Here is a 26511-nt window from a genome sequence, read left to right on the forward strand (position 1 = left end):
GGCGATGTATGGGCGCGGTGGCGTCCGCCGGCTCAGGCCGGCAGGTACGCGCGAAGCTCGGTGGGAGAGAGAGCAAGCAGATCGCTGGGGACCTCGCCCACGACGCACTTCAACGCTTGCTCGTCGAGACGATCGCGTAGCACGCTGAGAAATCGCGGCGGCGCCATCAACACGAGATGGTCGTATTGGTTCCCCAGACGTCCTTGCCGAATGGCGTCGCACAGCAGGTCGGCAAATTGCATCGCATGCTTTTTCCGCAGCGAAGTACGCGGTTCGATGGCATGGTGCGCCGAGTTCGCGCTTTCGTTGGTACGCCCCAATCGCCCATGCTCGGGGTGCTGCCCTGGCGAACGACTGTCGGGATCGGTGAAGCATGCGATCTCGATCAGGTCCGCGCCTTTCTTGGATATTTCGAACAAGCGTGCCTTGGCGGCATCGGCGACCAGTAACCAGGTCTTCGACATGTTGGCGTTCTCCACGTGACCATAACAACCGCGGGTGCTTTAAGCGCTGGCGGCATCGGTGCTCGAAAGCTTTGCCCTTCGTCCGGCCCATTTTCCGGGGCGACGACGCAATCGAAGCCTATGACCCTGATGGACGCGCGTCTTGACGCTGGTCAACAACTGCAGAAATCACCTTCTCCAGCCCATGAGTTGCCTATGTGCGAAAGGTCGGTTCGCGCACCGGCTCGCCAGAGAAGCCGAGTGTGGACAAACCTTCCTGAAGGAAATTTCCCACCATCGACATGCCAAGCAGGTAGCGAGCCGTCTGCGCGTAATGCACCTCGGCAGTGTCCCCGCGGATCGCTGACCAGTCCGTCGCCGAGCAATGGTCACGGCCAAGCCATGTCAACGCCACGAGATCGACTTGTTGGTCCTCCCGCAAATCGTCGATTAGCGAATGCAGCTCCTGCAACACGGTCGCATGTTGACATCCATTTCCTTGCGCACGGGGCGCTTCGACGCTTTCGGAATCCGATGGACAATGATTTTCCGCCGGTTCGGCGAGCACGTCCTTGCTGTCGCAATCGCGAAGTTTGCCGATGATGAAATAGACGGTATCGACGGGTATCGACAATACCTGTTCGGGCTTGTTCGTGGTTGGCTCGGCAGCGGCTCCGGTCAAGGTGGCTCTACCGATACAGCTCTGGATTTATCCAGGCTTTCGGGCGACCGACCGTTTGGACGAAGGTGACAAACTGCTTGTCATCCAGTTTCAGGGCTTCCGCCAGCTTCTTCTGGTCGAACGCGCCACGAAACACCGTGCCAAGACCTTCGGATGCGCAGAACAGATAGACATTCTGTCCGATAAACGCGCTATCAACCGAGGCGAACAATCGCCGGTCTTCGGCGAGAACATCGGGCATGCGGTCGCCATGCGCAACGTAGATGAGCTCCACGGGAGCTTCGCCGACAAATTCCTGCAGTCCGGTTGTGGCCCGGATATCCGTATCCAGGTAAGACAGCAACTCGTGCCGCTCAGGTGCATATATCCATACGCCATCGGCCATTGCCACATAGATATCGATGACCATGACATGCCGCCAGAAAGGCGCTGTGCGCTCGCCTGTCGCCGGCCGATTGATTCCGAACGCAGCCCAAAGCAGTTCCGACAGTAATCTGACGGGTAGCGAACGGCTATCGTATTCACGTGTGGAATGCCGCAGCCGCAGGGCATCGATCAATAGCAGCCCGCCGTGCGTGCGGACCGGGGGCAATACATAGGCCTGGGCTGCTGGCGTTCTCGGATCCGGGACGGCAGCTTCTGCGCAGATGATTGCTGCGCTTTTATCCATGTCTTGCTTGAGTGCCATAAACGCTCCCCCGGTTCTTTACCGTGCCGCGTATCCGACGGCTCCCATGCGACAACCGTGGAAAGATGTTTACTATGCTGCGCGGCTGCGCTCGTTGACCTGGGTCAATAACCCGGAGGTAGCGCCACTGTCGGCTCCAAGCGCTTTTGCGGCCGCATCCCATAGGCAGTTTCTGGTATTTCCTTGCCGAAACGAGGCGCGTCGGAATGCCATGCATGCGCAAATGACAGGGTGCCACCCTCGGCGAAGCGTGAGCCTTGGTCGGGTCGTTTTCACACTGAATTGATGGAGGTCAAATTGACCGGTCGGGAGGGGGCGTAAACATCCTGGTGAATGCCACCCATGCCGGCCTGACCAACCATGTCCGCTCATGCACCAGAGATCGAGACGTTTTCCATGCCGCGCCTTGAAGCCGGCCACTTGCGCCGGCTTGGCATCGACACCGGGCATGAGTATGTCGTGTATCTCAACAGGGATTCGCCGATTTGCCGCAGCGAGGGATTCGGCGCGCATTCACGCCTTGAGTTGCGCGTGGGGGCGCAGCGGGTACTGGCGACACTGAACATCGTTGAGGATGGGTTGCTGGGCGTGGATGAGGCCGGGCTGTCCGAGTCGGCCTGGTTCTCCTTGCTGCCCCGCGCCGACGAGCGCGTGATCATCGCGCATCCACCCAGCCTGGACTCGTTGGCTTCGGTGCGGGCGAAGATTTATGGCAACGCGCTGGACGAGTCCGCACTGCACGGCATTGTCCGGGATATCGTTGGAAATCGTTACTCCAGCATTGAATTGGCAGCGTTCATCACCGCCGCCGGTGGCGACCGTCTGAGTATCGAAGAAGTCATCGCGCTGACGAAGGCCATGGTGCAGACCGGCACGCAACTGCATTGGGCGCAACCGCTGGTTGTCGATAAGCACTGTATTGGTGGACTCGCCGGCAACCGCACGACGCCTATCGTCGTGGCGATCGCTGCGGAACTGGGGCTGACGATGCCCAAGACGTCTTCACGGGCGATTACTTCAGCGGCAGGTACCGCCGACGCCATGGCGATGCTTGCACCTGTCGATCTGAACGAAACGCAGATACGCCGCGTCGTGGAAGCGTGCGGAGGCTGTATTGCGTGGGGTGGCGCGATGAACCTGGCTCCTGCAGACGACAAGCTGATTCGGGTCGAGCGTGCACTGGATATCGACAGTGCCGGGCAGATGGTGGCGTCCGTGCTGTCGAAGAAAATAGCTGCGGGCTCCACTCACGTGGTGATTGACGTGCCGGTCGGACCAACCGCCAAAGTGCGCGATCAAGCGGAAGCCGAATCGCTGGCCAGGTTGATGCAACAGGTTGCGGGTGCTTTCGGCTTGCAACTGCGCGTGCTGATCAGCGACGGTACCCAACCGGTGGGGCGAGGCATCGGACCTGCTCTGGAAGCGCACGACGTATTGGCCGTACTGCGCAACGACCCGCACGCTCCAGCCGACCTGCGTGCACATGCCTTGACTGTCGCCGCCGCAGTGTTGGAGCTGGGCGGCGTTGCTAGCGCCGATTCATCGCTTGCGATGGCGACAACTTGTCTGGAGACGGGCAAGGCATGGCAGCGCTTCCAATCCATTTGCATCGCACAGGGAGGAATGCGCACGCCGGGAAAAGCCGCTTATCAGCAAGCTGTTCTGGCTTCGCAGCCAGGGCGCGTGATCGCGATCGACAACCGCAGCCTGTCCCGCGTCGCCAAGTTGGCCGGCGCGCCTGCCGCGCCGCTGGCCGGGCTCACGCTCGACGCCCATCTCGGCGAGACGGTGGCGGCCGGGCAACCTCTTTTTACGCTCCATGCGCAAAGTCCCGGGGAGCTGGCTTACGCCATGGAATACGTATCCCGCCATTCCGGCATCGTTTCTGTCGAGGTATCCGCATGAACACGCTCTATGCCATGCCAGGCAACGAGGCTTTTGCCGAATTGCTGTCGCTTCATACAGGCTATCAACGCCAGAAGCTGTTGCTTCACCACTTCCCTGATGGTGAAACGTTGATTCAAATGGCCCCGCCGCAGGGTGGTGACGCCGTGATCGTATGCACGCTGGATCATCCCGATGCGAAGGTGCTACCGCTGATGATGGCTGCGGCGACAGCACGCGAACTGGGTGCCGCGCGCGTCGGTCTGGTCGCACCTTATCTGGCCTATATGCGCCAGGACATGCGATTCAATCCGGGCGAAGCCCTGTCCGCCAAGATCTTCGGCGAATGGCTGGGGCACACCTTCGATTGGCTGGTTACAGTGGACCCGCATCTGCATCGCCACGCGACGCTTGCCGAGGTGTATCCGCATGCTGCGCATGTCGTGCATGCGGCATCGCAGCTGGCCGTCTGGATCGACGCCCATGTGACTATGCCGCTGATCATCGGACCCGACAGCGAAAGTGCGCAATGGGTCACCGCCGTGTCAAACCTGCTGTGCGCGCCGAGCGTGGTTGCGCGCAAGGAGCGACATGGTGATCGCGACGTGGAAGTCTTCCTGCCTGAGATAGACAAATGGCGGGACCACACGCCCGTCTTGGTCGATGACATCATCGCCAGCGGCGGGACCATGATTCAGACGCTACGCTGTCTGCATGGGCGAGCATCCCTGCCACCCGTCTGCGTGGCACTGCATGGGGTATTCACCGAGGGAGTGCTCGACAATATGCGAGCCGAAGGAGCGGGGCTGATTGTCACCAGCAACACCGTCGTCACCGCGGCATCGCAGATCGATATCAGCAAACCGGTCGCCGAAGCGATGGTCAGCCTGTGCGCGGCTCACCCGGCGGAAGCAGTGGCGCCGGCATAAATAAGAAGTTTGTCCGCCACTGCCATGGATCGCCAGGACGGTCACTGGTTCGTGCCATTTGCCGAGTTGTGGCGACTCGACCTTACCAGGGGTTGTCTTTGATGTTCAAACGATACGAAAGCTGATTGACGGCAATATCCCCCACGAAGGTCATGGCGGCGATGGTCGCCATATCCGTTGGGCCAAGACCGGCATATGCTCCAGTCAGTGCCAGTGCGCCAGCCACAAAATCGAGTTGGTCGAAGGGAATCCATGATGCGCCCGGATTGATGTGCAACATGCGTTTGATGAGGCTCTTGAGGGCATCGCCGAGCATTGCGCCACCGCCCAGGCCGAGACCAAGCAGCAGCCAATGTTGATAGTTGACCAACGACCACGATGCATGGACCCGGTATTGCAATCCAGTCACCAGCACTCCCGTGGCGACCCCCGCCAGAAAGCCAAGCACGGTTTTGTGGCTGCCGAGAAGTCGGTCGTGGATAGGACGATTCCAGCCATGCCAGTAACGGAGGAAGGGCGGCGCCATGTTGGCGCAGTACGCAGGGAGCATGAAGTAGGCGAGGTGTAGCGAACGGGTCCACCAATCGTTCATGAAACCGTGCTCCTGGATTAGCTCATTGTATTGTCCCGCGACGCACGACTAAGCATGCGAGACATCTTGTCGTCCCGCTGGTCAGGCCGGGAAGAGTTCGCTCGGCAGAGGATATCGTGGCTGATCTGGTTGCTGGCGGCCCAAGACGGGCCTACATTGTGAAACAGGCATGTCGACGATTTGCTTTCGCAAAGAGGGGTGGCCATGGATATCTCCGAACTGCTTGCCGCTATGGCGACGGACCATGCGTCCGACCTCTACCTGAGTCACGGAGCTCCGCCTCTGATGGTCGTCGCCGGCGTGTCGCGCTATATCGGCGACAGGGCGCTCACACCGGCCGACACACATGCGGTCGCCTATTCAGTGATGAACGACCGGCAGCAGAAGGAATTCGAGGCGACGCTGGAGATGAATCTCGGCATCGCGCCGGCGGGGATTGGTCGCTTTCGGGTCAACGTGTATCGGCAGCGCGGGGAGGTGGCGATCGCCATTCGCTACATCACGACCGAGATTCCCGACATCGACAGCCTGCGCTTGCCGTCGACGCTGCGCGATTTGGTGATGTTGCCGCGCGGCTTGATTCTGGTGGTGGGTGCAGCTGGCTCGGGCAAATCGACTACGCTGGCAGCGATGCTCGACTATCGCAATCGCAACCGCGGAGGACACATCCTCACCGTCGAAGATCCCGTCGAATACCTGCATCAGCACCGCAAATCGATCATCGACCAACGCGAGGTGGGTATCGACACGCTGAGTTACGCGAACGCGTTGCGCAATGCCATGCGCGAAGCGCCGAACGTGATCATGATCGGGGAAATTCGCGACAGGGAAACCATGCAGCAGGCGATCGCCTATGCTGAAACCGGCCATCTATGTCTGTCGACGCTGCATGCCAACAATGCCAACCAGACACTTGACCGCATTCTGAATTTTTTCCCGGATACGGCGCGGCATCAATTGCTGATCGACCTCTCGCTCAACCTCAAGGCTGTCATTTCACAGCGACTACTGCTTGCCGTTGACGGTACGCGTGTACCGGCTGTCGAGTTATTGCTCGTCACCGCATACATTTCCGATTTGATCGAGAAGGGCGAAATCGCGACCATCCGCGAAGCCATGAAACAGAACAGCGCTGCCGGTATGCAGACCTTCGACCAGGCGTTGTACGCGCTCTATTCGGCCGGCACCATCGGTTATGCCGAGGCCATCGAACATGCCGATTCCCGCACGGACCTCGCCTTGCAGGTCCGTCTGCAAGGCCCGGCGCCGCAGGAGGTTGCGCCTGGAGTCGTTGATGGGGTGGACCTGCCTTTGTCCATGCCATTGGGGTGACATGCATACACGGGGCCCGACGCAACATCCAGTACCTTGGCCTCTTATTGCAGAACCGGCATGTGAAAGACACTCAGGCCAGGCTCCCTCTGCCATAGACATAGAAATCGGCGAGTGAACCCGTATCGTTGTCCCCGGTGTAGGGGTAGCGATTGGGTATATGGTGGAGCTGCCGCCAGCCCGGTGCATTCGCGCCCACCCATCGACTGAACTGGCGGTGCCGTACATGCGCGGTCTGGGCCTGCGCCTCGTCTTTATCGGACGAATAGATCACGACGTAATCCCGCGCTGCGCCAAACAAGGTCCGCATGTACGTTTCGTACACCTCGTCCTCGGTCAGGTGATAGATCACATCCAGCGATAGCGCGAGCTGGGCCGTCTGCCCCGCGTAGTCGCGTACCAGCATGAATGCCTTGCTGGCGTCGCCGGCGAAGCGGCGGGCGCAACTTTCGATCGCATCCGGGCTTATGTCGAAGCCGAGATAGGACGGATATCTGGCGAGCGTCAATTGATTGCCATCGCCGCAGCCGAACTCGATCACGTCGCGAATGTCGTGACTGGCGACGAAGTCGTTCAGTATTTCGGCCTTGAATTCAGCGAGTCGGTTGTACGAACCCGCGCCGGAATTGCCGCCTTCGCGGTATCGCTCGATCCAATAGTCCTCCGAACCGTGGAAGGGCTTGGGAGGGTTGAACCATTGCCGGTATACGCTGCGCGCGACGGGGCCGATGACGGGAATTCGCTTGATGAAGTCTTTCATGACAGCGCTCCAGCAACCTATTTCAGTGCAGAGAGGGCCAAGTCGATCATCTGGCACCACCAACCCGTCAAACGCCGACATGGTCTGCCGCGGAGAGGTTGATCTTCTCTCATTGGACGATTTACGCCGTCCAGTCTTGCATTTTGGATCTGTATCACCCTGGAACAAAGCGCGGACATCAATGGGTCATCAGCCAATCTCTGGCGGCTGACTAACGCTGGCGTCCTGGCACGCTCCTTTTATCCGTCGTCGGACCGCAGTCGCTCGGGATGGGTATAGACGTTGTGGCTGCCCGGTCGCGCAAAGCCCACCAGTGTCATGCCGGCACTACGGGCCAGCTCGATCGCCAGCGCCGTGGGCGCGGAGATAGCCGCCAATAGGCCGACACCGACGCTCGCCGCTTTGGTCACCATCTCGTAGCTGGCGCGGCTGGTCAGCAGAACCAACCCGGCGTCGGGCGCGACGCCGGCGCGGTACATGGCGCCGATCAACTTGTCCAATGCATTGTGCCGACCCACGTCCTCGCGTGCCAACACGATGTTGCCGTCCAGATCTGCCCAGGCCGCCGCGTGTATCGCACCCGTGGCGGCGTTCATCGGTTGATACAAGGACAGCCCGGCCAATGCGCGCTCCAACGCAGCACGACGGATGTATGCGCAGCCTATGACATGGCGAGGCTGGTGCACGGCGTCTTCCAGTTGACGCGTACCGCAGATGCCGCAACCGCCGCGGCCCGGTAGCCATCGTTCCCGCTGGCGGTCGAGCTGGGCGGCTGGTGCGCCTTCGGCCACCGTCATCGCCAGCTCGATGCCTTCCAGCAAACGACGTTGCTCGATGGCGCGCAGATCGCTGGCGCTCCGAATCAAACCCTCGCTGAGCGAAAAGCCCAGCGCGAAGTCCTCCAGGTCATGCGGCGTAGCCATCATCACCGCGAAGGACACACCGTTATAGAGCATCGCCACGGGCATCTCTTCGGCGACACGGTCGTCAAGCCGCTCGATACGGCCATCGCGCCAACGTTCGATGCCGCGCAGGACATAGCCTGGCGAGGGCTTGTCCGGGTCGGGTGGAGTCGCTGGGGTCATACGGGCATCATAGCGACACGGCATCCTTCTGCAGCGACCTGTGGCAGGCTCCTGCTTGCGCGATCCTTGTTGGAATCCCAGAACATGATCAAGATGCGTGCTCTACTCGGGGGGCTGTTTGCCTTGGCGCTGATGTTATCCACGCACGCAACGTATGCCGGCCAACCCAGGCATATGACGATCGCAGCGGCCGCCGACCTGCGTTATGCGCTGGATGCCGTCATCACCACTTACCAGCGGATGCACCCGCAGGACGTCATCGAAGTCACTTACGGCTCCTCCGGCAAATTGCTCGCGCAGATCGAGCAGGGCGCGCCGTTCGAACTGTTCTTTTCGGCCGACAGCGAATATCCGAAACAGCTAGTGGCAGCCGGTGCCGCCAGCGGCGATCCGGTGCCATATGCCCTGGGCCACATCGTGATCTGGAGCGCTGGCGTCGATGCCGGCAAGTTGACCGTGGCGGATCTGGCCCGGTCATCATTCGACCGCATTGCCATCGCCAACCCCGAGCATGCGCCGTACGGCAAGCGTGCCGAGCAGGCACTGCGCGCGGCCGGCGTATGGGATGCAGTGCAGCCGCGGTTGATCTACGGCGACAATATTGCGCAGACCGCGCAGTTCGTCGCCAGCGGCAATGCCAAGGTCGGCATCATCGCCCAATCGCTCGCATTGAATCCCCAGATGGCGAAGAAAGGCAGCTATGCGGTCATCCCGGCATCGCTTTATCAACCGTTGCTGCAGAGCTTCGTGGTGACTCGGCGTGGCGCCGGCAACACGCTTGCCCACGACTTTGCGCAGTACGTGCAAGGTGCAGAGGCGCGCGGCGTCCTCAGCCGTTACGGCTTCAGCCTGCCCAGCGCCGCCGTGGAGCACTGAACCTCCATGGCCGGACTATCTGCCGAAGACTGGGCCGCATTTGCCTTGACCATGCGTCTGGCGGTGACGGTTACCGTTCTGCTGCTGCTGCTCGGTACGCCGCTCGCCTGGTGGCTGGCACGTGGCCGTACCGCGTGGCGGCGCCCGGTTTCGGCCCTGGTCACGTTGCCGCTGGTATTGCCGCCCACGGTGCTGGGCTTCTACTTGTTGTTACTGCTTGGCCCGCAAGGTGCCGGTGGCCGGCTCACGACAGCACTGGGTCTGGGTACGCTGCCTTTCACGTTTGCCGGTCTGGTGGTGGCCTCGATGCTGTACTCGCTGCCGTTCGTGGTGCAGCCGCTGCAGAATGCATTCGAGGCCATCGGCCAGCGCCCATTCGACGTGGCGGCAAACCTTGGGGCGGGGCCGCTGGACCGGTTCTTTTCGGTGGCGTTGCCGCTGGCCTGGCCAGGTTTTCTGACGGCGGCCGTACTCGGTTTCGCCCATACCGTCGGCGAATTCGGCGTGGTGTTGATGATAGGCGGCAATATCCCCGGCCAGACCCGCGTGTTGTCGATGCGCATCTACGATCATGTCGAGGCCAGCGAATACCTGCAGGCGCATGCCCTCTCGCTGTACCTGCTGGCTTTTTCCTTCGCTGCCTTGCTCGCCATGCATCTGTTGCGTCCGCGTCGGCTGATGGCCCATGACTGAAGTCGCCTCCGGCTTGCAGGTGCAGTTGCATTACCAGCGCGGCGATTTCGCACTGAATGTGGATATCAGCGTGCCGCCACGAGGCATTACGGCGCTGTTTGGCCCATCCGGAGCCGGCAAGACCACATGCCTGCGCGCCATCGCCGGACTCGACCCGGATATCGAAGGCCGCATCGTTTTCGCCGGCGACGTCTGGCAGGACAGTTCGACCAGGCGCCTCGTGCCGGCGCATCGGCGTCGTATCGGTTACGTCTTCCAGGAAGCGAGCCTGTTTCCGCATCTTTCGGTGTCCGGCAACCTCGATTACGGCCGGCGACGCGCCGGGCGCAATCTGCCTGTCGATCGTGAGGCATGGCTGGAACGGTTTGGCGTCAACCACTTGCTCGCACGCAAGGTGGACAGATTGTCTGGCGGGGAGCGACAGCGTGTGGCGATCGTGCGAGCACTTCTCAGCGATCCGGTCCTGCTGCTGCTCGACGAACCGCTGTCGGCACTCGACGCGTCTGCACGCAGCGAACTGCTTGGCTATCTCGAACAACTGCATGCGGAACTCGCCGTGCCGACGATCTATGTCAGCCACGCCATCGATGAAGTGGCCCGACTCGCCGACCATCTGGTGGTGATGGATGCCGGCAGCGTCCTGTCGCAAGGCTCCCTGCAGGCAACACTGGCACGCGGCGAGCTGCCCCTGGCAATGAGCGATCAGCTCGGCGTTGCGATCGAAGGGCAGGTCGTTGCCCAGGATCCGGTCGATCACCTCATCGAACTGGCGTTCGAAGGTGGCCGCCTGTGGTTGCCGCAACGTGCGGAGCGTGTGGGCGATCGCCTGCGCTGCCGGATCAGTGCCCGCGACGTCGCACTCAGTACCGGTGCCCCAGCGGCGGGTTCCAGCGCACTCAATGTCTTGGAAGCGGTGGTCGTGGGGATGATGGATGCCGCGCACCCTTCGCAGTGCATCGTGCGGCTGGATGTTCACGGCACGGTATTGCTGGCCAGCATTACGCGGCGCTCCTTGCGGACATTGGCTTTGGCCCCCGGCTCGCGCGTGTGGGCCCAGGTCAAGGCCACGGCGCTAGGCACATGAGTTGGCAGGCGGTTGTCAAAGTGGTGGGGCGCCGCCATGATTTCTCCCTTGGCACTGCATGTGCTGCCGTTGCGGATAACAGGCGTCCATCCCCATGAGCGAGCTTCTCACTGTCGCCGATGCCGAACAGCTGATTCGGCAGGCGATGCCCGTGTTCGGCACGGAACGCGTGGCACTGGATGCGGCAGCGGGACGCGTGCTTCGGCAAGTCGTGCGTGCCGAGCGGGATCAGCCGCCGTTCGACCGGGTGATGATGGATGGCATCGCCATCGCGACGAGTGTTGGCGGGCGGCGTCGTTTCCGGCAGAGCGGGTTGCAACTTGCCGGGATGACGCAACAGACTCTCGACGATACGGATACGTGCATCGAGGTCACTACCGGCGCGATGCTGCCGCGTGGTTGCGATACCGTCGTTCCGGTCGAACAAACGCGACGCGACGGCGAACATTACCTGCTTGCCGAAGGCTATGCGCCGGCGGTTGGGCAGTTCGTGCATCCGCGTGGTTCTGATTGCCGCTCGGGTGACGTGCTGCTCGACCCGGGCATGCGCCTGCGTGGCCCCGAGATCGCCGTGCTTGCCGCCAATGGCGTGACCGAGGTCGAGGTGGCCGCGATGCCGTCGGTGACGGTTGTCGCCACCGGCGACGAACTGGCTGGCGTCGATCAGCCTCTGCTGGAAGGGCAGATTCGTGGCTCCAACGATCGCGCGCTGGCTGCTGCACTGCGCGTACGCGGGTTCGATGACATACAACTGGCGCGGGTCGCGGATGACCTGGTTGCCACCACGGCTACCCTGGCCGAGCTGCTGCGGACGCGCCAGGTGCTGGTGCTTTCCGGTGGCGTTTCCGTTGGGCAGCGCGATTACGTGCCCGAGGCGCTGCGTATGCTGGGTGTACGCCAGGTGCTGCATCGGATCGCGCAGCGCCCCGGCAAGCCCATGTGGTTCGGCATCGGGCCGCAAGGGCAGGTGGTGTTTGCATTGCCGGGCAATCCGGTGTCGGCGCTGGTTTGTGCCGTACGCTACCTGTTGCCGGCGTTGCAATCGGCAACCGGGCTGGCCGCCGAACTGCCCATGCAGGTTTGTATGGAAAGCGCGGTGGATACCAGCCCTGCCTTGACGTTTTTTGTACCAGTCCGTGTCCACCATGACTCTACCGGACGGGCCATGGCCACTCCCTTGCCGCCGGGCACCTCGGGCGATTTCTCCTCGCTGCCGCGCACGCACGGTTTCGTGGAATTACCGCCCGGACTCGCCTTCGCACCAGCCGGTACGATGGCTACCTTTTATCGTTGGTGACATGACCGTTTTCCAAGCCATTGCCGATCTGCCAGTCCCGCAGGCGCTTCCGCGGGATCAGCGGGGCCGTGCCCTGCACGACCTGCGCATTTCGGTGATGGACCGCTGCAACTTCCGCTGCCCGTACTGCATGCCGGAAGCGACCTACGGTGAGCACTTCACCTTCCTGCGCAATGACGAGCGGCTGGGCTTCGGCGAAATCGAACGGCTGTGTCGCGTGGCGGCGGAGCTGGGCGTCAGCAAACTGCGCCTGACCGGTGGTGAGCCCTTGTTGCGCCCGAACCTCGTCGAGCTGGTCGCGCGGCTACGTCGTATCGACGGCATCGACGACCTGGCGATGACGACCAACGGCGTACTGCTGGGTCGCCACGCTGCCGAGCTGCGCGACGCTGGCCTCGACCGCATCACGATCAGCCTGGATACACTCGATCCGGCGCTGTTCCATCGCATGAGCGGCAATCGCGGTGCATTGCACGATGTGCTCGATGGCATCGAGGCGGCGCAGCAGGCGAATTTCCCGCAGGGCATCAAGCTCAACACCGTGATCCAGCGTGGAGTCAACGAACATACCGTGGCTGACCTGGTCGAGCGATTCCGCGGCAGCGGCATCGTGCTGCGTTTCATCGAATACATGGACGTCGGCAACCGCAATGACTGGAGCGCCGAGGCGGTGGTGCCCTCACGCGAGCTGATCGAGCGCATCGACGCACGCTGGCCACTGGAAGCCCTGCCTGCACAATACGCGGGCGAGGTGGCCACGCGTTTCCGATTCCGCGATGGCGCCGGCGAGATCGGGGTGATCTCCTCGGTCAGCGCGCCGTTCTGTGGTGGCTGCACACGGGCGCGCCTGTCCTCGGAAGGAACGCTCTATACGTGCCTGTTCGCCACCCAGGGCACGGACTTGCGCGGACTGCTGCGCGAAGGCGCCAGTGACGACATGCTGCGCGAGAAATTGCGAGAGACCTGGTCGCGCCGAACGGATCGCTACAGCGAGGAGCGCGCCGAGCAACGCCAGCATTCTCGCCGTAAAATCGAAATGCATTACATCGGAGGTTAGGACATGCTCTCGCACGTTGACGACGCGCAGCAGCCGCGCATGGTAGATGTCGGCGCCAAGCAGGCCACGCAGCGCGTGGCGCAGGCGCGTGCGCGCGTGACGTTTCCGGACGACGTGGCCGCGGCACTGCATGCTGCCGGCTACGTCACCCCGAAAGGCGCCGTGCTGACCGTGGCGCATATCGCCGGGGTGATGGGTGCCAAGGCCACGCCGCAACTGATTCCGCTCTGCCATCCGCTGAGCCTGGACAAATGCGATGTCGTGATCCGCATGGAGGGCAACGACGCCTTGATCGACTGCACCGTATCCTGTCTGGGCCGTACCGGCGTGGAGATGGAAGCGCTGACCGGCGCGAGCATCGCCGCGTTGACGATCTACGACATGTGCAAGGCGATGTCGCATGACATAGTCATCGGCGACATCCGCCTGATCAGGAAAACCGGCGGCAAGCGCGACGTCGACCATTCGGCCGGGGCAGGTGCCACATGAGTGCCGTCGTTGCACCTCCGATCTACGGGCTGCTGCTTTCCGGCGGCGCCAGCCGGCGCATGCAGCGCGACAAGGCACAGCTTGCCTACGCAGGTCAGCCGCAATTGATGCGCGCATGGCATCTGCTGGAAACCGTGACGGAACGTGCCTTCGTCTCGGTACGTGCCGAGCAGCGTGACGACCCGTTGAGAGCTGGTTTGCCACAGATCGTCGATGGCTACGAGGCCATCGGCCCTGCCGCAGGCATTCTCTCTGCACAGCAGACCTACCCGGATGTCGCATGGCTGGTCATCGCCTGCGACTTGCCACTGCTGAACCGGGCCACGCTGCAGACCCTGCTCGATGCGCGTGATTCAAGCAGCAATGCCACGGCTTTCACCAGCCGTTTCGATGGACTGCCCGAACCGCTTTGCGCACTGTGGGAGCCCTCCAGCCATGAGCTGCTGAAGCATCGTGTCGACGGTGGCAGCTACTGCCCACGCAAGGCGTTGATCCTGTCGCGCACGAAGCTGCTGCCGGCACCTGGCGATGCGCTGGACAACATCAATACCCCGGAAGAATTCGAACAGATGCAACGCCAGATCGAGACGGCGTCATGACGACCGTCACCTTGCAGTACTACGCACAGCTGCGCGAGCAGGCGCGCACCAGCGGCGAGCAGGTCATCACCTCCGCCACGTCGCTGCACGATCTGTACGAGGAGCTGCGGGCACGCCACGGTTTCACCTTATCCGCCGATGCACTCAAAGTCGCAGTGAATGCCCAGTTCAGCGACTGGAACAGGACGCTGCGAGACGGTGATACGGTGGTCTTCATTCCGCCGGTAGCCGGCGGATGAGGCACTTCAGCCTTGCCAGCGATGCGGTGGATCTCGCCGGGTTGCACGCGTCGCTGCAACATCCGGGCAGCGGTGGCTTCTGCGCGTTCGAGGGCTGGGTGCGCAACAGCAACGAAGGGCGTGCGGTCGACGGTCTCGAGTACGAGGCATATGCCGAGCTGGCCGTGGCTGAAGGCGAACGCATCGTCGAGGAAGCCATCGCACGTTATGGCGTGAATGCCGCGCATTGCATGCACCGCACCGGGAACCTGGCGATTGGCGATCTTGCCGTATGGATCGGCGTGTCGTCCGCACATCGCGACGAGGCGTTCCGGGCCTGTCGTTACATCATCGACGAAATCAAGCACCGTCTCCCGATCTGGAAGAAGGAGCACTACATCGATGGCGATACTGCCTGGGTCGCCTGCGCACACACGTATCGCGAACATGAGCACGAACCCCATCATGGGCATGATCACGCGCACGAGCCGGCCGCGCCATTCGTGCCGGACTATTCGCGCCAGACGCGCCTGCGCGACGTCGGCGATGCGGGGCAGGCCAAGCTGGCGGCGGCGCGCGTACTGGTGATCGGTGCCGGCGGCCTCGGCTGCCCCGTGCTTGCCTACCTCGCCGGAGCCGGTGTTGGCATGCTGGGCATCGTCGACGGCGATCGCCTCGATGCGAGCAACCTGCATCGCCAGACGCTTTACGACGCGCGGGATATTGGCGAACGCAAGGTGGATCTGGCAGCGCGGCGTATCGCTGCGCTGAATCCTGCCGTCGCCGTGCAAACCTATGTGGAACCGTTGCACACCGGAAACATCGTCGAAGTATTCGGGCAGTACGACCTGGTGGTGGAATGCACGGACGATCTGGGCAGCCGCTATCTCAGCAATGATGCGGCGATCCTTGCCGGCATTCCGCTGATCCTCGCCAGCGTCTATCAATATGAAGGCCAGTTGCAGGTGATCACGGCAAAGCCGGGCGATCCATGCCTGCGCTGCCTCTGGCCACAGGAACCGGCAAGCGGTGTGGCCGGCAGTTGCGTCGAGTCCGGCGTGCTCGGTCCGGTGCCCGGCGTGCTTGGCAGCATGCAGGCTATCGAGGCACTGAAACTGTTGCTCGACCTGCCACGCCCGGCCGACCATGCGTTGCTGCTCATCAATCTGCTCGATGGGACCAGCCAGCGTTTGCCGATCGATGCCGCCCAGGGCTGCGCCATGCATGGCGGCTGTGTCGAGGCAGCACGCGCTGGGCTGGGCCAAGTGCAAAGTGCGCGCGAGGTGGAGCTCACCTTTGTCCATCTGGACACCGCCTTGGCAGCCGGTTACACCCTGGTCGATGTGCGCGAAGCGGCGGAGATCGTTGCGCAACCCTTGCACGCGCCATCGCAGTGGATACCTTCCGCGTTGATTGGCGAACGTGCTACCGAGCTGGCTACGGGACCGGTGTTGCTGATCTGCGCGTCCGGCCGGCGCAGTGGTGTGGCCGCACGCATGTTGCGCGGGCAGGGCATGCTCAACATCCATTCGCTGGCTGGGGGTGTCGCTGCCTTGGCGCCGCAGCGCGGTCGGGTTGCCGGCTAATTGCCCATGATGGAGTACGCAGACGCCTTGCAACGCTTGCTCGCACAAGCTGTGCAGCTGTCCCCCGAAAGCTGCCCACTGGACCGGGTAATGGGGCGCGTCACCGCAGCCGCGGTCCACAGTCCGCTGGCATTGCCGACGTTCGACCATGCCGCCATGGACGGCTATGCCTTGCAGGTCAGGGAGACGCTGACACCCGGTTCGGAACACGCCGTGCGGGGCTCGCAGGCTGCGGGCGATGGTGCCGGCACAACCACGGGCGATGCCTGCGAAATCATGACGGGTGCGCGGCTGCCTGACGGCCTGAACAGCGTAGTCGCCGTAGAAAACACGCAGCTCCTGTCCGCGCATGCCGACGGTACGCCCGCGCGCATCCGCCTGCTGCAAACACTCGATGCCGGACAAAACGTCCGCTATGCCGGCTCGGATGTGGCAATGGGAAGTCGGATTCTCGGCTCCGGCATACGCATCGATGCTGCGCACGTGATGCTGTTGGCGGCGCTGGGTATCGGGGCGCTCGATGTCGCACGCCGCCCGCGTGTCGCGATCATCTGTACCGGCAAGGAACTGCAGGTCGACCGTTCGCAGCCTCTAATGGCCGGGTGCATCCACAATTCCAACGGCCCTTACCTTGCCGCGGCACTGGGCGAAGCCGGGGCTGAAGTGCATTCGTGCGTGACGGTTGACGATACCTCGGTGACGTATGCCGATGCTCTCGCGCAGGCGCTCGATGACGATGTGGATCTGGTGCTGAGCACCGGCGCGGTTTCGATGGGACGTTATGACTTCGTGCCCGAGTTGCTCCGCGACCGGGACGCTGGGCTGCTGTTCCACGGCGTGGCGATTCGCCCCGGCAAGCCGGTGTTGGGCGCGCGACTGGCGAAAGGTCCTCTGCTGCTTGCATTGCCCGGTACGCCGATGGCGGTCGCGGCGGCGATGCGCTTCTTGGTTGCGCCGGTGTTGCGCGCGATGATGGGGCAGGATTCGGAGCCATTGCTGCATGCCGTGCTGGATACACCACAGAACCCCAAGCCGGGTCTGCGCCATTTCCTGCGCGCCAACTTGCACCTGGATGACGATGGCCGGCTTCACGCACGCGTGCTGCCTCAGCAGCAACCGTTTCGCATTTATCCCTACACGGAAAGCGGAGCCTGGGTGGTGCTGCCTGAAAATGCCGGGGCTTGCGATGAAGGCTCAATCGTGGAAATCGTAAGCTTGGCGCATGGCCGGCCGCCACGCATTGACCGCGCGCCATCCTGACCGGACTACGGAGCGTTTACGTATGAAACTGCAGATCGAAGCTCAGCACTTGCGGATCCGCATCGACGAGAACGAACTGGCGCAGTTGCTGGCTGGCCACTGCGTTGCAGGGCATACGCAATTCGCCAAGGCCTTCATGATCCACATCACGCTGCGATTGCAACCTGATGTTGAACCTGTGCTCACCGGTCACGCCGATGCCTGGCAGATCGGCTTACCCGAAGCGGCGGTTCGCGACCATGCGGCGCGCCTGCCTACCCGCGAAGGGTTGCGCTATCTGCTGCCGGGCGAGCGCGACATCGATGCACTGGAGTTGCTGTTCGATGTGGATGTCCGCGACAGCGTGCGCCGGCGACACGGTTCGAAACCCTGACGGACAGCTTAAACTCCGCCAGGCGCATCAAGGCGCGACCGGCTGCGCCGCCAGAATCCGCACCGGCACCGATTTGTAGGACGGCGTACCCGAACGGGCGTCGTGATTGTCCAGCGCAACGAGCGCATTGCCCTCCGGGTAATACATCGCCACGGACCCTTCGGCGATGGGGTAGGCCACCGCGGTATAGCCGCGAACGGCAAGTGGCGCAGTCCCCGGTTTGCCGATGGCTTCGACGTCGATCAGGTCGCCGTTCTGCAGCCCACGCGCGGCCAGATCGCTGGCATGGATGAAGATCACGTCGCGCCGGCCGGTGATGCCACGGTAACGATCGTCCATGCCATAAATGGTGGTGTTGTATTGGTCGTGCGAGCGCAAGGTGGTCAATGTCAGCGTATCTTCGGGCCCGCTTCTGTCTTCGTCCAACCCTCGTGCGAGGAGGAAATGCGCGCGCTTGTCAGGCGTATCCCACACACCGTCGGACGCAGCGACGCGCAACCGGAAACCGCCTGGCTCACGCACGCGCTCGTTGAAGCGCTCGAAGATCGGGAACACCGCTTCGATTGCATCGCGTATGCGGTCGTAATCGCCGATGAAGGTTTCCCATTCCACCTTGGAATCGGGCATCGTGGACCTGGCCATGGCGGCCACGATGGCCGGCTCGGATTTCAGCAGCGGGCCCGCCGGTTTCAGGCGGCCGGCGGAGGCGTGCACCATCGACATGGAATCCTCCACCGTGACCGACTGCGGGCCGCCGGCCTGCACGTCCAGCTCGGTGCGGCCGAGGCAGGGCAGCAGAATCGATTCGCGCGCCAGGATCAGGTGCGATCGATTGAGCTTGGTCGCGATATGCACGGCCAGGTCGAGCTTGGCCATGGCGGCAAACGTCGCGGCGGGATCGGACATCGCCACCGCCAGGTTGCCGCCGAGACAGATCAGGGCGCGCGAGCGTCCGTCGCGGATCGCCTTCACTGCTTCCACGGCATCGTGCCCATGCGCGGCCGGTGGTTCGAAGCCGAAGCGCTTGCGGATACCGTCGTTCAGCGCCTTGTTCGGTTTTTCGGTGATGCCCACGGTGCGGTCGCCCTGCACGTTGGAATGGCCGCGCACCGGGCAGATGCCGGCGCCTTCCCGGCCGATGTTTCCGCGCATCAGCAACAGGTTGGCGATCTGCTGCACGTTCTCCGTACCGTGGCTGTGCTGGGTGATGCCCATGCCATAGGCGACGATCACACGCTCGGCTTTCGCATACACCGACGCGGCGGCCTCGATATCGGCGCGCGTAAGGCCAGCCTTGCGTTCGATGGCATCCCACCTGGTGCGCTGCAGATCCGCAACCAACGCGTCGAAGCCGGTGGTATTGGCAGCGATGAAATCGTGGTCGATCGTGCCGGCACGGCCAGCGGCACGTTCAGCGGCGTCCGTATCGAGCAGGTATTTCATCATGCCCTTGAGCACGGCCACGTCGCCGCCGACCTTCACCTTGTAATAGGTCGAGGCGATCTGTGTGGCTTTGCCGGTGATCATCTCCACCGGGCTCTGCGGCGAGACGAAGCGTTCCAGGCCCCGCTCGGGCATGGGGTTGAACACGACGATCGGCTTGCCGCGCAGCGACACCTCGCGCAAGGTGGAGAGCATGCGCGGGTGATTGGTGCCGGGATTGTGGCCGAACGAGAACAGCGCGTCGCAGTGGGCGAAGTCCTCCAGCGTTACCGTGCCTTTGCCGACACCGATGGATTCGGGAAGGCCTACGCTGGTCGCTTCGTGACACATGTTCGAGCAGTCGGGGAAGTTGTTGGTGCCGTATTCCCGGGCAAACAACTGGTACAGGAAAGCAGCCTCGTTCGAGGCGCGGCCCGAGGTGTAGAACTCGACCATGTTCGGGTCGGGTTGCGCGCGCAGGGCGGCGCCGATGCGTTGCATGGCTTCGTCCCAGCTCACCTCGACAAAGGTGTCGGTGGCCTGGTCGTAGGCCATGGGATGCGTGAGCCGCCCTTCGTTCTCCAGCGCATGGTCGTGCCAGGTCCAGAGTTCGCTGACGGTGTGCTGGGCAAAGAACTCGGGCGTGGTGCGCTTGGAAGTGGCCTCCCAGGTCACGGCCTTGGCGCCGTTCTCGCAGAACTCGAACGAGGAGGTGTGCTTCGGATCGGGCCACGCACAGCCAGGACAATCAAAGCCGGTAGGCTGGTTTACGCGATGCAGCGCCCGAGTCTCGCGTACCGGCGCCATCTGCTGTCGTACGGCGCGTGCTACCGCACCCAACGCATCCCAACCACCGGCGGGCGCCTGATAGTCGCTGACACCGGGAACCTTTTTATCGCTCATGAGCGTAACCACACCGACCGACTGGATTGAGGATATTACGCCGACGATTCAGATGACGTGAGCACTGCTAACGATGACTATCGATTGCCAGCCAGTCACGTACGTGCTGAAGGTCTTGCGGCGTATCGACGTCGATGCCGTCGGTCGAAGCGAATCGCTCGACGCGCGCGGCTTCCCGCTCGATCAAGGCATGTGCGCCGCGCGAACCCGACCACGCCGTCAATGCCGCAAAGCAGTCGCGCGGAAACAGTACCGGCGGCCCGGATATACCGTCCTGCTCGGTAACGAGTAGACGCTGAGGTGCCTCCGCGTGCCGCCGGAGCATTTGTTGGATCGGCGCGGTTCCCAAGAGCGGCTGATCGGCCAGGCACAGGAGTGCTGCAGAAGCTTGTGGAAAGGACACGTCCACGCAACGAATGCCGGCAGCGAGCGAGCTACCCATGCCGTCCTGCCAACCAGCGTGGCGGATGATCTGGAGCGGCAAGTCGTCAAGCACGGCCTCGACCTGTTCGGGATGGGCTCCGGTAACCACGATGACCGGCACGCCGTGCTCCAGCGCGGCACGCGCGACGCGGCGCACCATCGGCTGACCCTCGATCTCGGCCAATTGCTTGATGCCGCCATAGCGCCGGCCTTCACCCGCCGCCAGCAGCACGATGACCGGTGATGTCGGGCTGCGCAGTGAAGCGGTCATCAATGGATGGCGCCTTCGTTGTCACGCAGCGGACCACCGCTGCGGTGGTTGATCACCGCCATGATTTCGGCGGCAATGGCCAGAGCGATTTCTTCCGGTGTTTCCGAACCGATATCCAGACCCGCGGGCGCATGCACGTGCAGGCCGGCAAGTACGGAGGTGCTACGCATGCGTGCAACGCGCTCACGCGATCCGAGCGCGCCAATATAAGCCACCGGCGCGCCGCGTAATGCCCCCAGGTAGGCGATGTCCTGTTCGAGGTTGTGCGTCATCACGACCACCGAGCTTTGCGCATCGAGCGGCAACGCGCTGCGCAAGTTGCCTGGCGTTGCACAAACCGCATCCAAGCCGGCCGGCAGATGCATCGCTTGCAGGCGTGCCGGGTCATGATCGACCAGGGTGGTCTGCCAACCCAATGCCCTGGCCAACGGCAACAGCGCACGCGCAGCGGCACTGCTGCCGATCACGACCAGCGCATGTGGCGGATCGATGGGCTCCACCAGCACATCGGCCGCGCCTCGTGCGGATGGCAGGTTCAGAGCGATGGTGTGTTTGTTCGTCGCCGACGCGATGGCGCCGACGATGGACTGAGTCAACGCAGGATCGACGATATCGTCGTGCAACACGACGTGCTCGCTCCACAATACTCGTTGTGGCATCACCACCGTTCCATCGACGGCGAACAAGGTAGCCATGTAGGCGCAACGCCGTTCACTGAGGCATTGCGCCAGGGCATCGACAAAGTCCGTGGCATGCGTCGTTGCCAGCGGCTCGATCAGTACTTCGAGTTCGCCACCGCAGCCCATCTCCATCAATACATCCAGGCCCGAGTCCGCGTTGTAACGGACCAGGCGGGGGAGGGTACTGGTGGTGACTTCCAGCGCCTGCGCCACGATGTCGCGTTGTGGGCAGCCGCCGGATAGCTCGCAGACCACGCGCCCATCGCCCAACACGAGCATATGCGTGCCGGGGCGCCGGAAGGTGGAGCCGCTGGTGCGGGTCAGCGTTGCCAGTGCTGCCTTGGATGGCCTATCGCGGCGCAACGTAAGCAATGCATCAATCAGGGTGCTCAGCTCGTGCGCCGAATTCATCAGTGATGTCACCAGCTAGGGATCGGGACAGTGGAATTTGCGCGAAACACAAGACCTTCCGAATCAAGGTTTCAGTCTAGCGCGACATTTGTCCGTGGGTGCCCTCAATCAGGGGTATCGCGCGCCGGTGCCTTCTGGTACACGGTATTTTTACGGAAGTGCTGCTGCAATGCAGACTCCATGGTGCATGTATGGGGACGGACTCTGGGATACACGTCAGTGGCTTGATAACTTGCGACCTTTGTTGCGAAGCCGCCAGGTGTCGCTTTCCCGGATTCTCTACGCAGAGTGAGGGTGCCTATGTTGTCCTTGTCCGTTAATGGCGAGTCGCATTCGGTCGATGTCCCCCCTGATATGCCACTGCTCTGGGTTTTGCGAGACGTTATCGGCCTGACCGGCACCAAGTTCGGTTGCGGCATCGCGCAATGCGGGGCATGCACGGTGCATTTGGATGGCCAGCCGGTTCGTTCGTGCGTACTCCCGGTTGGATCGATTGGCAGCAAGGCCATCACGACGATCGAAGCCATCGGCAATACGCCCAGCGGGCAGAAGATCCAGCAGGCCTGGCTGGATGTGGATGTCGTGCAGTGCGGCTACTGCCAGTCCGGCCAGATCATGTCGGCCGCAGCCCTGCTCAAACGCTCGCCGAACCCCAGCGATGCAGAGATCGACGCGGCCATGTCCGGCAACATCTGCCGCTGCGGCACTTACATCCGTATCCGCGCGGCCATCAAGCAGGCGGCGACGGGCAAGCTCGAGATCCTGCAGACCATCGTCACCTCGCCCGAGGGAGCTGCATCATGAAGCAGAAAGCAGGCAGCTCCGGGATCTCCGACAACGTAGACCTGAGTCGACGCCACGCCATCCAGGCGGGTGGTCTGGCGATTGCCTTCCTCTGGCTGGGCGGCGGAGGCATCGCGTCGGCGGCGATCAATGCACGGCGGCAACCTGGTGACGCCGCTGCGGCACTGGCCGATGGCAATCCGCCCTTCGCGCCGAACGCGTTCATACGCATAGACACTAACGGTGCAGTGCGACTGGTCATGTCCTCAGCGGAGATGGGGCAGGCGATCTATACCGGTTCGAGCATGTTGCTCGCCGAGGAACTGGGCGTCGGCCTGGATCAGATCACCGTCGAGCATTCGCCGGCCAGCGACGAGCTATACGGCATGCCGCTGCTGGGTGGGCAGGTTACCGGCGGATCCACCAGTACACGCGGTACCTGGCAGGTGCTGCGCGAAGCTGGCGCTGTCGCACGCGCGTTGCTTGTTACCGCCGCGGCAGCGCAGTGGCATGTTGATCCGTCGACATGCACCGTGGATCGCGGCGTGGTTCATCACGCCTCCTCGGGACGCAGCCTGGGTTTCGGTGCGCTGGCCTCGGCGGCGGGCAAACTGCCCATGCCAGGCAAGGTGCAGTTAAAAGATCCCAAGGACTTCCAACTGATCGGCAAGCCATTGCGGCGCGTGGATTCCGCCGACAAGGTCAGAGGCGCCACCCAATTCGGTATCGATGTACGCGTGGCCGGCATGAAGATCGCCGCTGTTCGGGCGTGCCCTACCTTCAATGGAAAACTCGCCACGGTCGATGACAAAGCGGCCAGGGCAGTACCCGGCGTGGTGGATGTGATCCGTATCGATGATGCGGTTGCCGTGGTGGGCGAGCATTTCTGGGCTGCCAAGCAAGGCCTGGAAGCGCTGGATATCACATGGAAACGAGGTGAAAACGCCAATCTCACGACCCAGCAACTCCGCGACGCGCTCGCTGAGAGTGCACTCAACGGCAAGTCGATCGTTGCGCGCGAGGTCGGCAGCCGGCCGGCTGATGGGAAAGCCGTCGAGTCGGTCTATCAGTCGCCGATGCTCGCGCACGCGACGATGGAGCCACTCAACGCCACCGTCTTCGTGACTTCCGACAAGTGCGAAATCTGGCTGGGTACCCAGGTGCCCGCGCGGGTTCTCAGCGCGGCGGCAAAGATCACCGGCCTGCCCGAAGACAAGATCATCGTGCACAACCAGTATCTCGGCGGTGGTTTCGGGCGACGCCTGGAAACGGACTCGGCGGAGCAGGCGATAGCCCTGGCCAAGCAGGTGTCGTATCCGCTCAAGGTCATCTGGACGCGCGAGGAAGATATCCGCCACGACCGCGTGCGACCGATGTATCACGATCGCATTTCGGCCGTACTCGACGCGAATGGCCGACCGACCTGGTATGGCTACCGCACCAGCGGTGGCACCGTACTGGGACGTTGGGCGCCGATGGCCATGGGCAAGGACGGCCTCGACAGCGATGCCGTCGAATGCGTCGTGGAATTGCCTTACGAGATCCCGAACCTCAAGGTCGAATGGATTCGCCATGACATGCCCCCGGGGCTGGTCGTCGGCTGGTGGCGGGGCGTGGGATCGACGCATAACCTGTTCGTCGTCGAGAGCTTCATGGACGAGCTCGCGCATCACGCCGGCAAGGATCCACTGGAATACCGGCGTGCCTTGCTGCAGAAGAATCCACGGACTTTGGCCGTACTCAACCTGGCCGCCGAAAAAATAGGGTGGGGTGGTCCGCCACTACCCCCGCGGATTGCGCGCGGCATAGCGTTAGGCGAGCCGTTCGGTAGCCGGGTGTGTGCCATCGTGGAGGCGGAAGTCACTGCGCAGGGCGAAGTGCGTCTGCGCCGTGCCGTAGTCGCGCTGGACTGCGGCATCGGGGTCAATCCCAGCTCCATCGAAGCACAGATCCAGGGCGGACTTCTGTTTGGCCTCAGTGCCGCGCTCTACAGCGAGATCACGATCAAGGATGGTGCCATCGAGCAGAGCAATTTCAACGACTACCGAAACCTGCGCATCAACGAAACTCCGTTGATCGAAGTCCATCGCATCGAAAACAGCGAAGCGCCCGGTGGTCTGGGCGAAGTCGGTACCGCGATCGCGGCGCCAGCCCTGGCCAACGCCATCTTTGCCGCAACAGGCGTGCGCCTCTACAAGCTCCCGGTGGATCGAAATCTGCTTGTGCAGGATGCCAGTGCACTCAAGAGCGTGGTGTCCGCCACCGTCGCCGCTCAGGGGAGGAACGACGCGTGAAACGCTTCCTCATCATCGTGGTTCTCGTGCTGGTTCTCGGCGGCGTGGCGTATTTCGCCCTGAATCGCACCGACAGCTCAGACGGCACGGCGCCGGCGATTGCCGGGGCCCCTGTCACCTCTGACGTGCTTGCGCGCGGCGAATACCTCACCAAAGCCGCCGACTGCATCGCTTGCCATACGGTTCCTGGTTCGGGCAAGCCGTTCGCCGGCGGCGTCGCGTTCCGGCTGCCATTCGGCACGATTTATTCGTCGAACATCACGGCGGATGCGGAAAGCGGCATCGGCAGCTGGAGCGATGATGATTTCGTTCGCGCGGTACGTGAAGGCGTGCGCAAGGATGGCAAGCGGCTTTACCCGGCGTTCCCCTATACCTCGTACACGCAGCTGAGCCGCAGCGATGTCCTCGCGATCAAGGCCTATCTGTTCAACCTGCCGAAGATTTCGCAGCCTGACAAACCCAATGATTTCGGCTTTCCTTTCAACCAGCGCTGGGCGATGGGCTTCTGGAATGCGGCGTTCTTCAAGAGCCGGCGTTTTGTCGCCGATGCATCGAAATCGCCGCAGTGGAACAGCGGGGCGTATCTCGCGGGTGCACTGGGACACTGCGCGGAATGCCACACGCCACGAAATGCCGGCTTCGGCCTGGAGCACGGTAACGAACTGGCCGGTGAGGTATTGCAGGGCTGGCGCGCTTACAACATCACCGCTGACCCGGTGCACGGCATTGGTGCATGGAGTGATGGCGAGATCGCCAGCTATCTGTCCACCGGACACGCAGATGGCCGTGGCTCCGCCTCCGGTCCGATGGGCGAGGCCGTGGAAAACAGCCTTCAATTCCTGAAACCCGAAGACACGGCAGCCCTGGTGACCTATCTACGCAGCATTCCCGCGCGGGAAGGGAAGGACCCTATCGCCATCGATGCGAAAGCGGCTCCCGCACTGGCTTCCAGCGACACAGCTCCCGGCGGAGACAGTGCCGATGTAAAAAGCGCGGGGCTGAAACTCTTCGAAAGCGCCTGCGCAAGCTGCCACCAATGGAATGGCCAGGGCCAGCAGACACCGTACGCCTCGTTGCTGGGTACGCGCGGCGTCAATGACATCAACGGTGGCAATGCCACCCAGGTCATCTTGCATGGTTCCAGAATGCGCCTCGATGGACACGATGTCTCCATGCCGGAGTTTGGCCGTGCTTACTCGGACACGGAGGTAGCGGCTTTGGCGAACTATGTCATCGCGCACTTCGGGAACAAAAAGGGGGCGGTCACCCCTTACGCGGTTGCGCAAGGTCGCCAACGCTAGATCGTGGATGCGGGTTCGCGTCGATCCCATACCCGTGCAGCCTGCTGCGCGTGTAGCGGTTCATTGACCAGGATTGCAGAAGGCGATTGTAACGCT

The 26511-nt window shown here is 62.7% G+C and carries 26 protein-coding genes; 17 read left to right on the top strand and 9 right to left on the bottom strand.

Annotated elements, in window-relative coordinates:
* Positions 1-32: 32 nt before the first annotated feature.
* From BUA26_RS12685 to BUA26_RS12695, 3 genes are all read right to left on the bottom strand, one after another.
* Positions 33-479 carry a host attachment protein gene (locus BUA26_RS12685; RefSeq protein ID WP_083572990.1) on the bottom strand — a complete coding sequence of 149 codons (447 nt, stop codon included), beginning with the start codon at positions 477-479 and terminating at the stop codon, positions 33-35.
* 178 nt (positions 480-657) lie between these two features.
* On the bottom strand, positions 658-1125 hold the full coding sequence (locus tag BUA26_RS12690; RefSeq protein WP_178368583.1) for a DUF3775 domain-containing protein: 468 nt from the start codon (positions 1123-1125) through the stop codon (positions 658-660).
* A 7-nt stretch (positions 1126-1132) separates the two neighbouring features.
* Positions 1133-1813 (bottom strand): SagB/ThcOx family dehydrogenase, encoded by a 681-nt coding sequence (locus BUA26_RS12695; RefSeq protein ID WP_218587815.1) that lies wholly within the window; start codon positions 1811-1813, stop codon positions 1133-1135.
* Between the two features lie 396 nt (positions 1814-2209).
* On the opposite strand from BUA26_RS12695, the gene BUA26_RS12700 reads away from it, so the two are divergent.
* Complete coding sequence (locus BUA26_RS12700; protein WP_143154295.1) at positions 2210-3718, top strand: thymidine phosphorylase family protein; 1509 nt, start codon at positions 2210-2212, stop codon at positions 3716-3718.
* A complete protein-coding gene (locus BUA26_RS12705) occupies positions 3715-4626 on the top strand; it encodes a ribose-phosphate diphosphokinase (protein ID WP_072761197.1) in 912 nt (303 codons plus the stop codon). The genes BUA26_RS12700 and BUA26_RS12705 overlap by 4 nt, the downstream gene beginning before the upstream one ends.
* An 82-nt stretch (positions 4627-4708) precedes the next feature.
* Here BUA26_RS12705 and BUA26_RS12710 read toward each other — a convergent pair whose 3' ends face one another.
* Positions 4709-5218 carry a CDP-archaeol synthase gene (locus BUA26_RS12710; protein ID WP_072761198.1) on the bottom strand — a complete coding sequence of 170 codons (510 nt, stop codon included), beginning with the start codon at positions 5216-5218 and terminating at the stop codon, positions 4709-4711.
* 198 nt (positions 5219-5416) lie between these two features.
* On the opposite strand from BUA26_RS12710, the gene BUA26_RS12715 reads away from it, so the two are divergent.
* Positions 5417-6550 carry a PilT/PilU family type 4a pilus ATPase gene (locus BUA26_RS12715; RefSeq protein WP_072761199.1) on the top strand — a complete coding sequence of 378 codons (1134 nt, stop codon included), beginning with the start codon at positions 5417-5419 and terminating at the stop codon, positions 6548-6550.
* 73 nt (positions 6551-6623) lie between these two features.
* Here BUA26_RS12715 and BUA26_RS12720 read toward each other — a convergent pair whose 3' ends face one another.
* A complete protein-coding gene (locus BUA26_RS12720) occupies positions 6624-7310 on the bottom strand; it encodes a class I SAM-dependent methyltransferase (RefSeq protein ID WP_178368584.1) in 687 nt (228 codons plus the stop codon).
* A gap of 239 nt (positions 7311-7549) precedes the next feature.
* Positions 7550-8395 (bottom strand): formate dehydrogenase accessory sulfurtransferase FdhD, encoded by an 846-nt coding sequence (gene fdhD / locus BUA26_RS12725; RefSeq protein ID WP_072761200.1) that lies wholly within the window; start codon positions 8393-8395, stop codon positions 7550-7552.
* Positions 8396-8479: 84 nt separating this feature from the next.
* Here fdhD and modA point away from each other — a divergent pair, with 84 nt between their 5' ends.
* From modA to BUA26_RS12780, 11 genes are all read left to right on the top strand, one after another.
* The gene (gene modA, locus BUA26_RS12730; RefSeq protein WP_072761201.1) at positions 8480-9271 is read left to right on the top strand and encodes a molybdate ABC transporter substrate-binding protein; all 792 of its coding nucleotides are present in this window, start codon (positions 8480-8482) and stop codon (positions 9269-9271) included.
* 6 nt (positions 9272-9277) lie between these two features.
* Positions 9278-9964: a molybdate ABC transporter permease subunit gene (modB, locus tag BUA26_RS12735; RefSeq protein ID WP_072761202.1), complete on the top strand. Its 687-nt coding sequence runs from the start codon at positions 9278-9280 to the stop codon at positions 9962-9964.
* Positions 9957-11048 carry a molybdenum ABC transporter ATP-binding protein gene (modC, locus tag BUA26_RS12740; protein ID WP_072761203.1) on the top strand — a complete coding sequence of 364 codons (1092 nt, stop codon included), beginning with the start codon at positions 9957-9959 and terminating at the stop codon, positions 11046-11048. Before modB ends, modC begins: the two co-directional genes overlap by 8 nt.
* A 94-nt stretch (positions 11049-11142) precedes the next feature.
* A complete protein-coding gene (locus BUA26_RS12745) occupies positions 11143-12345 on the top strand; it encodes a molybdopterin molybdotransferase MoeA (protein ID WP_072761204.1) in 1203 nt (400 codons plus the stop codon).
* A gap of 1 nt (position 12346) precedes the next feature.
* On the top strand, positions 12347-13402 hold the full coding sequence (moaA, locus tag BUA26_RS12750; RefSeq protein ID WP_072761205.1) for a GTP 3',8-cyclase MoaA: 1056 nt from the start codon (positions 12347-12349) through the stop codon (positions 13400-13402).
* A gap of 3 nt (positions 13403-13405) precedes the next feature.
* Entirely contained in the window at positions 13406-13891 is a 486-nt protein-coding gene (gene moaC / locus BUA26_RS12755; RefSeq protein ID WP_072761206.1) for a cyclic pyranopterin monophosphate synthase MoaC, read from the top strand.
* Positions 13888-14490 carry an NTP transferase domain-containing protein gene (locus BUA26_RS12760; protein WP_072761207.1) on the top strand — a complete coding sequence of 201 codons (603 nt, stop codon included), beginning with the start codon at positions 13888-13890 and terminating at the stop codon, positions 14488-14490. The genes moaC and BUA26_RS12760 overlap by 4 nt, the downstream gene beginning before the upstream one ends.
* The gene (locus BUA26_RS12765; protein ID WP_072761208.1) at positions 14487-14729 is read left to right on the top strand and encodes a MoaD/ThiS family protein; all 243 of its coding nucleotides are present in this window, start codon (positions 14487-14489) and stop codon (positions 14727-14729) included. Before BUA26_RS12760 ends, BUA26_RS12765 begins: the two co-directional genes overlap by 4 nt.
* Entirely contained in the window at positions 14726-16294 is a 1569-nt protein-coding gene (locus BUA26_RS12770; RefSeq protein WP_072761209.1) for a ThiF family adenylyltransferase, read from the top strand. The genes BUA26_RS12765 and BUA26_RS12770 overlap by 4 nt, the downstream gene beginning before the upstream one ends.
* 6 nt (positions 16295-16300) lie before the next feature.
* Complete coding sequence (locus tag BUA26_RS12775) at positions 16301-17554, top strand: molybdopterin molybdotransferase MoeA (RefSeq protein WP_072761210.1); 1254 nt, start codon at positions 16301-16303, stop codon at positions 17552-17554.
* 22 nt (positions 17555-17576) lie between these two features.
* Entirely contained in the window at positions 17577-17927 is a 351-nt protein-coding gene (locus BUA26_RS12780) for a hypothetical protein (protein WP_072761211.1), read from the top strand.
* Between the two features lie 27 nt (positions 17928-17954).
* On the opposite strand, the gene BUA26_RS12785 is transcribed toward BUA26_RS12780, so the two are convergent.
* The 3 genes from BUA26_RS12785 to BUA26_RS12795 form a co-directional block, all read right to left on the bottom strand.
* On the bottom strand, positions 17955-20252 hold the full coding sequence (locus BUA26_RS12785) for an FdhF/YdeP family oxidoreductase (protein ID WP_072761212.1): 2298 nt from the start codon (positions 20250-20252) through the stop codon (positions 17955-17957).
* Between the two features lie 67 nt (positions 20253-20319).
* On the bottom strand, positions 20320-20946 hold the full coding sequence (locus tag BUA26_RS12790; RefSeq protein WP_072761213.1) for a nucleotidyltransferase family protein: 627 nt from the start codon (positions 20944-20946) through the stop codon (positions 20320-20322).
* Entirely contained in the window at positions 20946-22037 is a 1092-nt protein-coding gene (locus BUA26_RS12795; RefSeq protein WP_072761214.1) for an XdhC family protein, read from the bottom strand. Before BUA26_RS12795 ends, BUA26_RS12790 begins: the two co-directional genes overlap by 1 nt.
* A 300-nt stretch (positions 22038-22337) precedes the next feature.
* On the opposite strand from BUA26_RS12795, the gene BUA26_RS12800 reads away from it, so the two are divergent.
* Genes BUA26_RS12800 through BUA26_RS12810 form a run of 3 tightly spaced genes read left to right on the top strand, consistent with a single transcriptional unit; the run spans position 22338 to position 26415 of the window.
* On the top strand, positions 22338-22841 hold the full coding sequence (locus tag BUA26_RS12800; protein ID WP_072761215.1) for a (2Fe-2S)-binding protein: 504 nt from the start codon (positions 22338-22340) through the stop codon (positions 22839-22841).
* A complete protein-coding gene (locus tag BUA26_RS12805) occupies positions 22838-25114 on the top strand; it encodes a xanthine dehydrogenase family protein molybdopterin-binding subunit (RefSeq protein WP_072761216.1) in 2277 nt (758 codons plus the stop codon). Before BUA26_RS12800 ends, BUA26_RS12805 begins: the two co-directional genes overlap by 4 nt.
* Entirely contained in the window at positions 25111-26415 is a 1305-nt protein-coding gene (locus BUA26_RS12810; RefSeq protein WP_072761217.1) for a c-type cytochrome, read from the top strand. Before BUA26_RS12805 ends, BUA26_RS12810 begins: the two co-directional genes overlap by 4 nt.
* Positions 26416-26511 lie beyond the last annotated feature (96 nt).

Source organism: Rhodanobacter sp. OK091, from assembly GCF_900142825.1.
Taxonomy (GTDB): Bacteria; Pseudomonadota; Gammaproteobacteria; order Xanthomonadales; family Rhodanobacteraceae; genus Rhodanobacter.

Coding starts and splice junctions, on each gene's coding strand:
- BUA26_RS12700 (WP_143154295.1), top strand. CDS start 2,210: ATGCCGCGCCTTGAAGCCGGCCACTTGCGCCGGCTTGGCATCGACACC.
- fdhD (WP_072761200.1), bottom strand. CDS start 8,395: ATGACCCCAGCGACTCCACCCGACCCGGACAAGCCCTCGCCAGGCTAT.
- BUA26_RS12780 (WP_072761211.1), top strand. CDS start 17,577: ATGAAACTGCAGATCGAAGCTCAGCACTTGCGGATCCGCATCGACGAG.
- BUA26_RS12695 (WP_218587815.1), bottom strand. CDS start 1,813: ATGGCACTCAAGCAAGACATGGATAAAAGCGCAGCAATCATCTGCGCA.
- moaC (WP_072761206.1), top strand. CDS start 13,406: ATGCTCTCGCACGTTGACGACGCGCAGCAGCCGCGCATGGTAGATGTC.
- BUA26_RS12720 (WP_178368584.1), bottom strand. CDS start 7,310: ATGAAAGACTTCATCAAGCGAATTCCCGTCATCGGCCCCGTCGCGCGC.
- BUA26_RS12790 (WP_072761213.1), bottom strand. CDS start 20,946: ATGACCGCTTCACTGCGCAGCCCGACATCACCGGTCATCGTGCTGCTG.
- modB (WP_072761202.1), top strand. CDS start 9,278: ATGGCCGGACTATCTGCCGAAGACTGGGCCGCATTTGCCTTGACCATG.
- moaA (WP_072761205.1), top strand. CDS start 12,347: ATGACCGTTTTCCAAGCCATTGCCGATCTGCCAGTCCCGCAGGCGCTT.
- BUA26_RS12775 (WP_072761210.1), top strand. CDS start 16,301: ATGATGGAGTACGCAGACGCCTTGCAACGCTTGCTCGCACAAGCTGTG.
- BUA26_RS12785 (WP_072761212.1), bottom strand. CDS start 20,252: ATGAGCGATAAAAAGGTTCCCGGTGTCAGCGACTATCAGGCGCCCGCC.
- BUA26_RS12805 (WP_072761216.1), top strand. CDS start 22,838: ATGAAGCAGAAAGCAGGCAGCTCCGGGATCTCCGACAACGTAGACCTG.
- BUA26_RS12765 (WP_072761208.1), top strand. CDS start 14,487: ATGACGACCGTCACCTTGCAGTACTACGCACAGCTGCGCGAGCAGGCG.
- modC (WP_072761203.1), top strand. CDS start 9,957: ATGACTGAAGTCGCCTCCGGCTTGCAGGTGCAGTTGCATTACCAGCGC.
- BUA26_RS12770 (WP_072761209.1), top strand. CDS start 14,726: ATGAGGCACTTCAGCCTTGCCAGCGATGCGGTGGATCTCGCCGGGTTG.
- BUA26_RS12745 (WP_072761204.1), top strand. CDS start 11,143: ATGAGCGAGCTTCTCACTGTCGCCGATGCCGAACAGCTGATTCGGCAG.
- modA (WP_072761201.1), top strand. CDS start 8,480: ATGATCAAGATGCGTGCTCTACTCGGGGGGCTGTTTGCCTTGGCGCTG.
- BUA26_RS12795 (WP_072761214.1), bottom strand. CDS start 22,037: ATGAATTCGGCGCACGAGCTGAGCACCCTGATTGATGCATTGCTTACG.
- BUA26_RS12710 (WP_072761198.1), bottom strand. CDS start 5,218: ATGAACGATTGGTGGACCCGTTCGCTACACCTCGCCTACTTCATGCTC.
- BUA26_RS12800 (WP_072761215.1), top strand. CDS start 22,338: ATGTTGTCCTTGTCCGTTAATGGCGAGTCGCATTCGGTCGATGTCCCC.
- BUA26_RS12705 (WP_072761197.1), top strand. CDS start 3,715: ATGAACACGCTCTATGCCATGCCAGGCAACGAGGCTTTTGCCGAATTG.
- BUA26_RS12760 (WP_072761207.1), top strand. CDS start 13,888: ATGAGTGCCGTCGTTGCACCTCCGATCTACGGGCTGCTGCTTTCCGGC.